Here is a 12,193-nt window from a genome sequence, read left to right as displayed (position 1 = left end):
CCCCGCCGAAACCACCGAATCTTTTCCCGAAGGGGAGTAGCTGTGTCGAGAGTCAACACCGTCCTGGGTCCCATCGCGACCGAGGAACTGGGCATCGTCGCCATCCACGAACACATCGGATACGGCATGCCCGGCTCCGAACTGGACACCAGGTGGTGGAAAACCCCCGAGGTCCGCTACGAGGAGACCGTCCCGAAACTCCGTAAGTTCCACGAGTACGGCGGCGGCACCTTCGTCGACGTCACCGGGATCTGCAACGGCCGCGACATCGACTACTACAAGTCGCTGTCCGCCAAGACCGGCGTCCACATCATCGCCTGCACCGGCTTCGTCGGCGGCGACACCGCCCTGCCGTTCTTCGAACGCGCCGACGTCGACTACCTCACCGCCCAGTTCGTCCACGAAATCACCGTGGGCATCGGCAACACCGGCAGCCGCGCCGGCGTCATCAAGGTCGGTGTCAGCCGAGGCGGCCGCATGACCGACCTCGACAAGCGCATCTACCGCGCCGCCGCCCGCGCCGCCCTCGACACCGGCGTCCCGATCCTCACCCACCTGGCCATCGACGCCGAAAACGCCATCGCCATCTTCAACGAAGAAGGCCTGCCGCTGCACCGGGTCCTGTTCGGCCACGCCGACGACGGCATCAACGCCGAAAAGACCCGCGACACGTGGATCGCCTCCCAGGGCGGCCGCGTCGGCTTCGACACCTTCGGCTACGAAACCGAACTCGAAGACCCGCCGTTCTGGGCCCGGCCCCGCAAAGAACGCCTCGACCACTTCCTCCGCTTCCTCCGCGCAGGGCACCTCGACCAGGCACTCGCCGGAGTCGACGCCAACTGCAGCCCACTCGGCTGGCCGGGCGTCAAAGGCCACACCGTCAACTACCTGTTCGAAGACCTCATTCCGGACCTGCGCGAGGCCGGTCTCGACGACGCCACCATCACCAAGCTCTTCGTCGAGAACCCGGCCGACTTCCTCACCATCCAGGCCTGACCCACCAATCTTCCCGGCGCACCGCCGCGCCCCACCAGAGAGACAAGACCATGCAGTCTGCAGACCTGAAGAACCTGACCATCGCCATCGTCGGCGCCGGATACGCCGGCGCCGCGTCCGCCAAGGCTCTGAGTCTGCTCGGCGCGGATGTCACCGTGTACGAACAGGCCACCGAAATCCGCGAGGTCGGCGCCGGCATCGGACTCCGCCCGTCCAGCATGCAGCGCTTCCGCGAGTGGGGAACCTTCGACGCCATCGCCGCAGTCAGCTCGCCCAGCGACTACTTCGAGATCCTCACCGCCACCGGTCAGCCGATCATGAAAGAAGACTGGCCGGGCATGGACGACTACGAGGTCAAGACCCACACCCACCTCATCCACCGCGGCGACTTCATCGACGCACTCGTGAGCGTGCTGCCCGACGGCATGGTCAAACTCGGCCACAAACTCGAGACCGTCGAAGACCGCGGCGACAAGACCGTCCTGACCTTCACCAACGGCACCGTCGTCGAAGCCGACCTGGTCGTGGGCGCCGACGGCATCAAATCCGTCGTCCGCAAGCAACTGTTCAGCGACCAGCAGCCCGTCTTCTCCGGTGAGCACGCCTACCGCGCCGTCATCTCCGCCGACGCCACCCACGGCCTCGCCACCGACGACAACCTGCGCATGTACATCGGCAAAGGCACCAAGGTGTACTTCCTGCCGCTGCGTCACCGCAACGACGTGTCCTTCGACGTCACCGCGCTGTGCCCCGACAGCACCTGGTCGCCCGAAGCCACCCGCGAAGATCTCCTCGCCACCCTCGAGGGCTTCGACGAACGCATTGTGCAGATCGCCCGCGAGATCGACATGAACACCGTCAACCTCCGCGCCGTCTACGACATCGACCCCGTCGACACCTGGCACTCCGACTCCGCCGTCCTCGTCGGCGACGCCGCCCACTCGATGCTGCACCACCAGGGACAGGGCGCGAACTCCGCGATCCTCGACGCCGGCGCCCTCGCCGACGCCCTGCGCGACGCCGACACCGTCGCCGCAGCACTCGCCGACTTCCAGGCCACCCGCAAGCCCGTCACCGACGAACTGCAGCGCATCTCCCGCCAGGGCTGGACCGAAGACGAAGTCAACGACGTCTTCCCGGGCCAGAAGCCCGCCTCGCAGCAGCCCGCCGCCCACTAGAGGAGAACGCGCCATGCCGCTCCACCCCCGAATCGCCGACTTCCTCGCCGACCTGCCGGCACCGCCCGACGGACCGCTCGACCCGCAGATCCTGCGCGCCGTCGAAGAATCCCAGGTCCCGCCCCTCGCCGACCGTCTGCCTCTGCACCGGGTCGAGGACACCGTCGCCACCACGCCGGTGGGGGACGTGCCCGTCCGGATCTACACCCCGGTCGAGACCGACAGCTATGGACTGCTCGTGTACTTCCACGGCGGTGCCTTCTTCCTCGGCAGCCTCGACACCCACGACCACGTAGCCCGGAACCTGGCGAAAGCCACCGGCCTGAAGGTCGTCTCCGTCGGGTACCGCCGCGCACCCGAAGCGGCGTTCCCCGCCGGACTCGACGACTGCCTCGCCGCCGTGCGCTGGGCCGCCGACCACGGTGACACCCTCGGGTGGGACGGCACCACGCTCGCTCTCGCCGGGGACAGCTCCGGCGGAACCTTCGTCGCCGCCGTCGCCGCCCTCGCACACGACGACGGGTTCGACCGCATCACCCACCAGATCCTGTACTACCCGTCGCTCGACCTCGACTTCGACACCGAGCGTTACCCGTCGCTGCGCGACAACGCGGAGGGATACGGCGTGGAAACCGCCGGGCTGAAGGGCTTCAACTCCTTCTACCTCGACAGCGGCGCCGACCCCGCCGACCCCCGCGTCTCGCCGATCAAACGCGACGACCTCACCGGACTACCCCCGGCACTGATCGTCACCGCCGAATACGACCCCATGCGCGACGAGGGCGAACTGTACGGCGCTCGACTCACCGACGCCGGGGTACCGGCCACGGTCCGCCGCTACGCCGGCGCCAACCACGGGTTCGTGCAGAACTTCTCGTGGATCCCCGAGTTCGCCGGGGTCTTCGAGGAGACCGCCGAGTTCCTGCACAGCGACCTTTCCACCCGACAGGAACAGTGACATGGCGAGCGAGGTGAAGATCCACCCCATCGTCTCGCCGTGGGGACGGTTCGGTCTGTACACGTTCTTCATCGACGCCCCCGAACCCGCGATCGTCGACACCGGCATCGCATCGTCACCCGCCGAAGGCATGGCACCGGCACTCGAAGCCCTCGGCCGCCGCATCGAAGACATTCGATGGATACTGCTCACCCACGGGCACATCGACCACATCGGCGGCGCGCACGCCCTGTGGGAGGCCACGGGCCGCAAGGCGAAGGTCGTCATCCACGAAGCCGACGCCCCACTGCTGCGTTCCCGGCAAGCCCACGTCGACGACTATCTCGGCGCGCGCGGCACCTACCTCGGCGATCCCGAGGGTGCCGCCAAGGTCGCGGCGGCGACCCAGGCCGTCATCTCCGGCGAGATGGAACCCACCGTCCTGGTCCGCGGTGGGGAAACCCTCTCGCTCGGCGGAGACGTCACCGTCTCGGTGCACTCCATCCCCGGACACACCCCGGGCTCGGTGGCGTACGTCCTCGACGGCCAGGACGACGTCTTCGTCGGCGACGCCGTGCAGGTCCACGGTGCCGCCAACGGATTCCCCGGTTACTCGGACCCCGAGGCGTACCGGACGAGCCTGCGCTACCTCCGCGAACAGATCCGGCCCCGGCACCTGTACCTCGGCCATCCCTACCGACGCGCCGACGGCGTGGCGTACGGCGTCGAACTCGACCGTGATCAAGCCGCCGAAGCACTGCGCGAAAGCACCGACATCGAAAGCAGCGTCCACCACGCCGCGCACCGGTGCCTGTGTCAGGGACTGGGGGAGACCGACTCGGTGTACTCACCGTTCGCGTCCGTCGCCGACGAACTCGGCTACGACGGCGACCCCACCCTCGAGCCGTCCCCGTTCTTCACGACGCTGCACGGCTACCGCACGCAGTTCACCCAGAAACCCTGACAGAGAAGAGGAGTCGTAGCCTCATGGCCGAATTCGAAACGTTCGACGCAGGTGGCCGCACCATCCACATCCGCAAGGATCTGCGGGTCCCGATGCGCGACGGCATCGAGTTGGCCGCCGACGCCTATCAGGGCGTCGACGACAAGCCCCGCCCGGCGCTCGTCGCGCTCAGCCCCTACGGCAAGGAACTGCAGGCTCTCGCCCTCACCACTCCGCCGCAGCGCCGCCCCAGCCCCATGTGGGACGGCTGCATCGAAGCCGGCGACATCGCCCGGGTCGTCGCCGAAGACTACGTCCACGTCATCGGCGACCTCCGCGGCTCGGGTCACTCCGGGGGAGAGCACATCGGCAACTACAACGCCGGCGGGGTTTCCCTCGGACAAGACGCCTACGACTTCATCGAGTGGGTCGCCGCCCAGCCGTGGTGCGACGGCAACGTCGGCATGATCGGCATCTCCTACTTCGGCTCGATGCAGGTCCTCGCCGCGGCGGAACGGCCCCCGCACCTCAAGGCGATCTTCGTCAGCGGCGGACACTACGACTTCTACGAGACCACCTACCACGGCGGAATCATGTGGTTCATGCCGCGCGCCGCCCGCGAAGGCCGCGGTGGCGACTCCGGGTGGGCATTCACCGACGGCGTCAAATCCCGGATGCTCGAGACGTACTCTCCGGAGGAAATCGCCGAGCGCGTCGCGCAGCGCCTGAAAGACCCCGACGTCGCCGCATGGCCGAACCTGGTCCACGTGCTCAACTACCCCAAGCACCACGAAGCCTGGTTCGACATCGTCATGAACGAACTCGACGGACCGTGGTACGAGGAACGCAACCCCATCACGCTCGCTCCGAACATCGACATCCCCGTCTACCTGCAGATCGATCAGGGGCGCGGGTGGACGATGGACGGCACGATCGAACTCTTCGACGCACTGCGCGGGCCGAAGAAACTCGACATCGGTCCGTACCCGCCCATGCAGTCGCGGCCCTTCATCGAAGAGCACGACAAGATGTTCCGGTGGTACGACTACTGGATCAAGGGCATCGACAACGGGATCATGGACGAACCCGCGGTGCAGGTCTTCGTCGAGGGCTCCCGCGAACGGGTCACCGGTGACCAATGGCCCCCGAAGGATGTCGAGTACCGGTCGCTGTATCTGCGTCCGCGCGGGAAGCTGTCCACCGAACCGGAACCGATGGGCGTGCAGTACGCCGCGCCGGACGGTTTCTACCAGGCGCCGCTCACGGTCACCGACAAGGTCGAGATCCTGAAGTGGGAAACCCCGGTCTTCGAGGAACCCACGGAGATGATCGGCACCGGTGCGGCGCACATCTTCGCCGAACTCGATCAGCCGGATTCGAATTTCATTCTGAGACTGTGGGATTACGCTCCCAACGGCAAGCGCCAGTTGATCACGACCGGGTACCTGAAAGCGTCGCACCGCGAACTGGACGAGGAGCGCACCACCCAGGGCAACCCGTACCATCCGCACACGCGGGCGGTGCCGGTCGAGCCCGGCGCGATCGAGGAGTACGTGCTGCGTCTGTACCCGTTCGCGAATACGTTCCTGCCGGGACACAAGCTGACGGTGGAACTGTCGAACGGGGAACCGCTCGCCGACGAGCACAATGCGCTGCTCCCGCCTGACGCCTTCCACCTTCCGGTCGGCCGCCCGGTGACCCACAAGATCTACCGGGATGCCGCGCACCACTCCCGACTCGTGCTGCCGTTCACGGCACGCACGGCAGGGGAGTAGGAGCGGGGAGGAACCGCTGCGGCCGGGTGCTGCGAGGAAGACCCCTCGAAGCACCCGGCCGCATCCCCCCGACGGGCCAACTCACGATCAACGATTCAACGGGCTGTAGAAGACCAAGCCGTTGCCTTTGTTGTCGTACACCACCGCACGCCGCTCGTGCGCGTCGTCGTACGGACCTTGCACGATGCCGCCGCCGGCTTCTTCGGTGGCTTTCGCGGCGGCATCCACATCATCGGTCTTGATGCCCACGACGACCTGTCCGTGGATCGGATGATCGACCGATGTCGCGAGCGCGACCGTGACCGCGCCACCGTCGAGCGCGGCAAAATGCGTGCCGTCCCGGAACTTCAGTCGCATTCCCAGGCCCTCGCTGTAGAACTTGATCGACTCGTCGAGGTTGTCGGTCGACAGGACGATCATCTTCACTTCGTGGCTCACGGCTTCTCCTCGGATGAAAGTTGCCCAACCTTACGGCTGTCGACCTCGGCCCGACGAGGGTCGATTGTCACTCGTCGGGCCGATAACTTCCCCATTCCACAGCTCGTCACGTGACGTGTGGACGCGAGCGGCGACGGACCCCGGCACCTGACCGAAGATCGTCCTGGTGCATTTTCCGGAGCGGGCGCCGGAGACGATGAAATACAGCAAGCCGGAGGGTGGACATAAAACGTCACTGTGACGTTTTGATGTCCACGGGCAGGATGGGAGCGGGGAGGGTCGCCGGGGCTCGAGTGCCGGTGTATTCGAATCGGACAGCCGAGGCGGGAGCCGGAGATCGGATCGCCGGCCACCAGGCGTCGAGGACGATTCGGCCCGACGATCGGCGCCGGTGGGCGGAAGACCGGAAGCGACCAGCGCGCGCCGAGGCGCGATGCGAAAAGCTGCGACGACGTCGCATCAGCTGCGTAGCGATACGCAACGTCTCCGGCGGGCTCAGGGATTACACACTGCCGTTTCCGCAGGTCACCGTTTCGCCGATAATCTACATTATGTCAAGTAACGCGGATCAGGCCCGCCCCCGGAGGGAGTGGAACGCCCGCCGAGCAACCCATGCCGTTTCCGGCACACCCGACTCCGGCGCGTCACGTGATGCGCCGACGAGTGGCGCGGTTAACCCTTCGGCCCGCTCGGCACATGAATCCCGAGACGCTCGAGCGGCCGGCCCGTGGATCTCGCGGGATTCGTGGACCATCGGCATCGGCGGTCGATATCCCGGATGACGCTGCGCACGCGAACGCCGCGTGCGAGAACACTGCGATCTCCGCACAAGCCCTTCCGGCACCAACCGTGGAGACGGCGGACGACCGCAGCGCGCCGACCCCGCGCGCCTCGGCCGCACCATGTGGGCCCGCGAACGTACCCCGTCCCCCGGGGTCGGGAAACCGAGGATGCGCCTCATCTGCCCTATCCAATTTTGATGGATAATCACCGTTATCCATGAATACTACTGCTGCACAACAGTTTCGGTGTTCGGAATGTGCGACCCGCAATCCCGCGATCCTGACGGCACCGCCTGCACCGGACACGCGACCGTCGACCTCGGCACCTCCTCCTCGGTGGATCCGGTCGACGCTCCCCGGCCGGCCAGGGCACGATCGGCACGCTGCACTCCCCTGACCCGGCCGGCACAGCGCCCTGTCCCCCATCCTCCGAGCAGCATCCGATGAGTTTGCCCGCCGCGCCCGGTCTACCTCTGCGTATCCATCCGAGACGACACGGGAGAACAGTGTGTCCCAGCTTTTGCGCGTACAGAACTTCACCGTTTCGAGCGACGGAATCGCCGCAGGAGAAGATCAGACCCTCGAGAACCCCTTCGGTCTCGACCACAGCGAAATGTTCGAGTGGGCCGGGGCCACCGCGAGCTGGCCCAACCGCGCCGATCCCGGCGGCACCCGCGGCATCGACGACTACTTCACCCGCGACTTCTCCCACAACATCGGTGCGGAGATCATGGGCCGCAACAAATTCGCTCCCAAGCTCGGACAGTGGCCCGACCCCGAATGGCGGGGCTGGTGGGGCGACGAACCACCGTTCCACACCCCGGTGTTCGTCCTGACGCACCACACCCGCCCCTCCCTCGCACTTTCCGACACCACCTTCCACTTCGTCGGGGGCGAACCATCCGACGTCCTCGCCCGAGCGCGCGAGGCCGCGGGCGGCAAGGATGTCCGACTCGGCGGCGGGGTCACCACGATCCGGCAATTCCTCGACGCCGACCTGATCGACACCCTGCACATCGCAGTGGCGCCGCTCGAATTCGGGTCCGGCCTGCACCTCTGGGAGTCACCGGACGAATTGCACGACAGATTCCATCACGACGTCGTTCCCAGCCCGAGCGGCGTCACCCATCACCTGTTCTGGCGTAAGTAACCCGGCACAATCGCATCCCCTGCTCACCCGGACGCCGACGCGGGTGAGCCGTTGTGGTGTCTGCCGAGCGCTGCCGTCGCACCTCGGATGTGGGTACTGTGCACCCAGATCGACGCGTGCAATCCCGATCGTCGGAAGGCTCACGATGTCTGCTGCCGTGTGGTTGACCCCCGGCGAGTTGGCTGCTCGGTCGGGTGTGGCGGTCTCGGCGCTGCACTACTACGAGTCGCGGGGGCTCATCGACAGTCGCCGGACGACCGGAAATCAGCGCCGGTACCGGCGCGACACCCTGCGGCGGGTGGCGTTCATCCGGATCGCGCAGGGCGTCGGGGTGTCGCTCGACGACATCAAAGCCGCCTTGGATTCGTTGCCGGACAGCCGGGTGCCGACCACCGAGGATTGGGCACGGATGTCCGCGTTGTGGCACGACGAGTTGACCCGCCGTATCGACGCGTTGACCGAACTCCGGGACGATTTCGCAGGGTGTATCGGGTGTGGATGCCTGAGTCTGAAGATCTGTCCGCTGGCCAACCCGGGCGATGTGCTTGCCAAGGAAGGTCCGGGCCCGCGGCGGTTGCCCGTCCGCGGCGACTGACACATCGCCCGCACGTCGGAGACGGAACGACCGGGACCCCTGCCTCGCGTCGGTGTCGGCGAACCGCACACTCCGGCCTCACGCTGTGTCGGTGCAGCACCCGTCGGTCTCCTCCCCCTAGGTTCGATCCATGGGGAGTCGAGACAGGAGTCGAACACACGAAGCAGGAGCGACAGTGCCGAGGTGGTGGCCCGTTGCGGCGGTGATTCTTGCCGGCGCCGCGTTTCTCGCCCACGACCGGCTGCTGGGGTTCACCGACTACTACGGCTTGTTCGGCAACGGCGTCGACGCGCTGGTGTACCGGCACGGCGGCCTGACCGCGCGCAGCCCCGAACCGCTGTACTCCTTCTTCTTGTTCGACTCGTTGCCGTTCACGTACCCGCCGTTTGCTGCGCTGATGTTCGTGCCGCTGTCGCTGCTCTCCGCGGCGGGCACCACCATCGCGGTGAACCTGGTCAATCTGGTGCTGTTGTACCTGGTGGTCCGGCTGAGCTGGCGCGCGCTCGGTTACGAGGATTCGGTGCGGATGCGGGTCGTCAGCGCGGGATCGGCGGTGGCGCTCACCTGGATCGAGCCGGTGCGGATGACCCTGTGGCTAGGTCAGATCAACCTGGTGTTGCTCGTCTTGGTGCTCTGGGATCTGTCCCGTCCGGAGCAAAGCCGCCTGCGTGGGATCGGCGTCGGCCTGGCCGCAGGCCTGAAACTGACGCCGGCGTTCTTCATCGCCTATCTCGTGGTGGTGCGACAGTGGCGTGCCGCCATGGTCGCGACCGTGACCTTTGCCGTGACGATCGTGGCGGGTTTCGTGGTGATCTTCACCGACGCGTGGCAATTCTGGACTTCGGCGATCATCCGCTCCGACCGCATCGGGCTGATTTCCTCACCGGCGAACCAATCGGTGCGGGGCATCCTCGCGCGGGCGCTCCACACGCAGGAACCTCCGATGTGGCTGTGGTTGCTGTGCGCCGCCGTAGTGGCCGGCGTCGGGCTGTGGGCCGCGCAGCTCGCCCACCGGCACGGCCGCCATCTGCTGAGCCTGACGGTGTGTGGGTTGACCGCGCCGATGGTCTCACCGTTCTCGTGGGGTCATCACTGGGTGTGGGTGGTGCCGCTGCTGGTGGTGTCCCTGGACCAGGCGGTGCGGTGGGGCCGATGGTGGGCTTATCTGCTTCCCATTGCTGCGGCGGTGCCGTTGTCCGCGTGGTACCGCTCCTACCCGGACGGTGTCGTCGCGATCGGCATCTTCATGACCCCCGGTGAGCCACTGGTGCGCACCCTTCTCCAATCCGCGTACCCCATCGTGTTCGCGGTGCTGATCGTCGTCGTCCTGATCGCCTACGGTCGCGCGCCGACACGCGCTGCCGTGCCCGAAGAAGAACAGGTGCCGACCGCAGATCGGAGCCCGACGATGGTGATGGCACCGGTGGTCATCACCTCACCCGTCGTCGAAGAAGGAAAGACCGCGTCCGGGAGTTTCGGTGAGGGAAGCAAGGATTCCCCCGCTCCGAGAGTGTGAGGCACTCGTATTCGCTTCGATCACGCCCTAGCGGAGCCGACACGCTGAGCGCAGTTCACCGTGCGGACGGAGGTGCGCGGCTAGCATTGCCGAACGACGCGGTATCGGGCGGTCCGACACAAGGGATGCAGCGATGATTCGTAATGCTCTGGCACGAACCGTTCTCGTCCTTGCGACCGTGTCTGCGACCGGTCTCGCGGCGCCGGCACTCGTCGACGCGACGCCCGCTGAACCCGTTCCGGCAGTGGCAATTGCCCGGGGGATCGGTTATTCCGTTCAGGTCGACGGGCTGTCGATCACCTACACGGCCACCGATGTGCCGCGTGTGCCGCTCGTCGGGTCGCTCACGTTGCCGGGCTCGTGCACCACCGCGGTGGTCGACGCGGTTCGGGCCGCGCCGGTCGTCGGACCGGTACTGCTCGACTACCTCGTCGGTAACCCCGACATCGATGTTCTCGCCTTGCTCCGGGAACTCGGCGATGCCGACGCGATCACCGCGATACAGCCCCTGCAAGGCGCCAACCGCGACAACGTGGTGTCCGGAACGTTCCAGGACATCCCGCGAGGTGTTTATGCGGTCGTCAGCATCTGCAACCTGAACTCCGACCTGCTCGGCGCGGCCGGCGCGCTGGTCCTCGGCCCGGCATGGAGCTCGGGCTCCAGCGATGGGGGCGGATCGTCGATCGGTTCCAGCACCGGATCCTGAGGGGTGGGCTCATCGCCCGGTCCGTCACGTCACTCCCTCCTGTCACACTGGAATCGCACATGCGTACGACAGGGTGACCGAAGGAGGACGTGGGAATGACGAGCCGGGACGATCCTGGTCTGATCGAGTGGGTCTCGTCGTATCTGGAAACGCTGCAGACCGCGAAGCGGTCTCCGCACACCCTGAAGGCGTACCGCCTGGACCTGCATGCGGTGTGCACACACCTCGGTGAGCTGCGGGAACAACCGCCCGCGGACCTGACAGTCGGCGACATCTCGATCCGCGCGATGCGCTCGGCGTTCGCATCGTTCGCCGCCGAGCGGCAGCCGGCCTCGGTGCGGCGCGCGTGGTCGGTGTGGAACAACTTCTGCAATTTCCTGGTCTCCGAGGGGGTGTCGGAGGGCAACCCGATGGCCTCGATCACCCAGCCGAAGAAACCTCAGCACACACCGAAGTCCTTCTCCCCCAGTGCGATTCACCAACTCGTCGAGACCGTCACCGTCGAGGCGCAGCGCCCGGCGGAATCGTCGCGGGAGTGGCCGCAACGCGACCTCGCGCTGATCGCGACGTTGCTGCTCACCGGCATCCGCTCGGACGAGTTGATCCGCCTCGACGTGGGCAGCATTCTCGGCGGAGCGGGCACGCCGGTGCTGCGGGTGCTGGGTAAGGGCGCGATCGAACGGGAGATTCCGCTCGAGGACAGCTGGACGGCCATCGTCTCGAGTTATCTCGAGGAACGGTACGCGCGGTTCCCGGCGCCGCGACGGCAGGTGCGCGGCGAGCGCGACGATCCGGCCGTGTGGGAGCGCTACCCGGGAACCGATCCGTTGTTCGTGGGCAGCGACGGACAGCGCATCACCCGCGGCACCCTGCAGTACCGGGTGCGTCGTCTCTACCGGCGCGCCGGCATCGAGTCCGAACGTAAACGCGGAGCGCTCGCGCACGCGCTGCGGCACACGTTCGCGACGAGCCTGGCCGACAGCGGGGCCACCATGGTCGAGTTGCAGCAGTTGCTCGGACATCGGTCCTTGCAGACCGTGCAGATCTACACGTCGGCGACCGGCGACGCGGTGCGGCACGCCGCGCAGCACAACCCGGTGTACGGACTGCTCGGCGACTCGGCACCCGGCCCGCACTGACCGCCCGGCGCACCTGCATCCGGCGCGATCCCCCTGTG

At 66.8% G+C, this 12,193-nt stretch carries 11 protein-coding genes; 10 read left to right on the top strand and 1 reads right to left on the bottom strand.

The genetic code is table 11. The annotated features are described in order from the left end of the window. The first annotated feature begins 42 nt into the window (after positions 1 to 42). The 5 genes from ACFWBU_RS10750 to ACFWBU_RS10730 are packed head-to-tail and all read left to right on the top strand — an operon-like array spanning position 43 to position 5,829. Complete coding sequence (locus tag ACFWBU_RS10750) at positions 43 to 996, top strand: phosphotriesterase (RefSeq protein WP_296551095.1); 954 nt, start codon at positions 43 to 45, stop codon at positions 994 to 996. A 50-nt stretch (positions 997 to 1,046) separates the two neighbouring features. Beyond that, complete coding sequence (locus tag ACFWBU_RS10745) at positions 1,047 to 2,174, top strand: NAD(P)/FAD-dependent oxidoreductase (RefSeq protein ID WP_296551094.1); 1,128 nt, start codon at positions 1,047 to 1,049, stop codon at positions 2,172 to 2,174. Positions 2,175 to 2,187: 13 nt separating this feature from the next. Next, positions 2,188 to 3,132: an alpha/beta hydrolase gene (locus ACFWBU_RS10740; RefSeq protein WP_296551093.1), complete on the top strand. Its 945-nt coding sequence runs from the start codon at positions 2,188 to 2,190 to the stop codon at positions 3,130 to 3,132. Between the two features lies 1 nt (position 3,133). Then, positions 3,134 to 4,075, top strand: coding sequence for an MBL fold metallo-hydrolase (locus ACFWBU_RS10735; protein ID WP_296551092.1), 942 nt, complete (start codon positions 3,134 to 3,136; stop codon positions 4,073 to 4,075). Between the two features lie 23 nt (positions 4,076 to 4,098). Then, entirely contained in the window at positions 4,099 to 5,829 is a 1,731-nt protein-coding gene (locus ACFWBU_RS10730; RefSeq protein WP_296551091.1) for a CocE/NonD family hydrolase, read from the top strand. A gap of 87 nt (positions 5,830 to 5,916) precedes the next feature. Here the strand turns inward: ACFWBU_RS10730 and ACFWBU_RS10725 are convergent, their stop codons facing one another. Beyond that, positions 5,917 to 6,249 (bottom strand): VOC family protein, encoded by a 333-nt coding sequence (locus tag ACFWBU_RS10725; protein ID WP_169622382.1) that lies wholly within the window; start codon positions 6,247 to 6,249, stop codon positions 5,917 to 5,919. A gap of 1,308 nt (positions 6,250 to 7,557) precedes the next feature. Here ACFWBU_RS10725 and ACFWBU_RS10720 point away from each other — a divergent pair. The 5 genes from ACFWBU_RS10720 to ACFWBU_RS10700 all read left to right on the top strand — a co-directional run bounded on the left by ACFWBU_RS10720 (position 7,558) and on the right by ACFWBU_RS10700 (position 12,155). Further along, positions 7,558 to 8,199: a dihydrofolate reductase family protein gene (locus tag ACFWBU_RS10720; RefSeq protein ID WP_378528224.1), complete on the top strand. Its 642-nt coding sequence runs from the start codon at positions 7,558 to 7,560 to the stop codon at positions 8,197 to 8,199. Between the two features lie 145 nt (positions 8,200 to 8,344). Then, on the top strand, positions 8,345 to 8,794 hold the full coding sequence (soxR, locus tag ACFWBU_RS10715; RefSeq protein WP_378528223.1) for a redox-sensitive transcriptional activator SoxR: 450 nt from the start codon (positions 8,345 to 8,347) through the stop codon (positions 8,792 to 8,794). A gap of 175 nt (positions 8,795 to 8,969) precedes the next feature. Then, complete coding sequence (locus ACFWBU_RS10710; RefSeq protein ID WP_378528222.1) at positions 8,970 to 10,310, top strand: glycosyltransferase 87 family protein; 1,341 nt, start codon at positions 8,970 to 8,972, stop codon at positions 10,308 to 10,310. A 133-nt stretch (positions 10,311 to 10,443) separates the two neighbouring features. Further along, positions 10,444 to 11,016: a hypothetical protein gene (locus ACFWBU_RS10705; RefSeq protein WP_169653146.1), complete on the top strand. Its 573-nt coding sequence runs from the start codon at positions 10,444 to 10,446 to the stop codon at positions 11,014 to 11,016. 95 nt (positions 11,017 to 11,111) lie between these two features. After that, positions 11,112 to 12,155, top strand: coding sequence for a tyrosine-type recombinase/integrase (locus tag ACFWBU_RS10700; protein WP_378528221.1), 1,044 nt, complete (start codon positions 11,112 to 11,114; stop codon positions 12,153 to 12,155). Positions 12,156 to 12,193: the final 38 nt, after the last annotated feature.

This window comes from Rhodococcus sp. NPDC060084 (genome assembly GCF_042730335.1).
Lineage (GTDB): Bacteria > Actinomycetota > Actinomycetes > Mycobacteriales > Mycobacteriaceae > Rhodococcus.
This window is presented reverse-complemented; position numbering and strand designations above follow the sequence as displayed.

Bases quoted from the DNA above. Each gene is read 5' to 3' on its own strand.
- ACFWBU_RS10745 (WP_296551094.1), top strand. From the start codon at position 1,047: ATGCAGTCTGCAGACCTGAAGAACCTGACCATCGCCATCGTCGGCGCC.
- ACFWBU_RS10740 (WP_296551093.1), top strand. From the start codon at position 2,188: ATGCCGCTCCACCCCCGAATCGCCGACTTCCTCGCCGACCTGCCGGCA.
- ACFWBU_RS10735 (WP_296551092.1), top strand. From the start codon at position 3,134: ATGGCGAGCGAGGTGAAGATCCACCCCATCGTCTCGCCGTGGGGACGG.
- ACFWBU_RS10730 (WP_296551091.1), top strand. From the start codon at position 4,099: ATGGCCGAATTCGAAACGTTCGACGCAGGTGGCCGCACCATCCACATC.
- ACFWBU_RS10725 (WP_169622382.1), bottom strand. From the start codon at position 6,249: ATGATCGTCCTGTCGACCGACAACCTCGACGAGTCGATCAAGTTCTAC.
- soxR (WP_378528223.1), top strand. From the start codon at position 8,345: ATGTCTGCTGCCGTGTGGTTGACCCCCGGCGAGTTGGCTGCTCGGTCG.
- ACFWBU_RS10705 (WP_169653146.1), top strand. From the start codon at position 10,444: ATGATTCGTAATGCTCTGGCACGAACCGTTCTCGTCCTTGCGACCGTG.
- ACFWBU_RS10700 (WP_378528221.1), top strand. From the start codon at position 11,112: ATGACGAGCCGGGACGATCCTGGTCTGATCGAGTGGGTCTCGTCGTAT.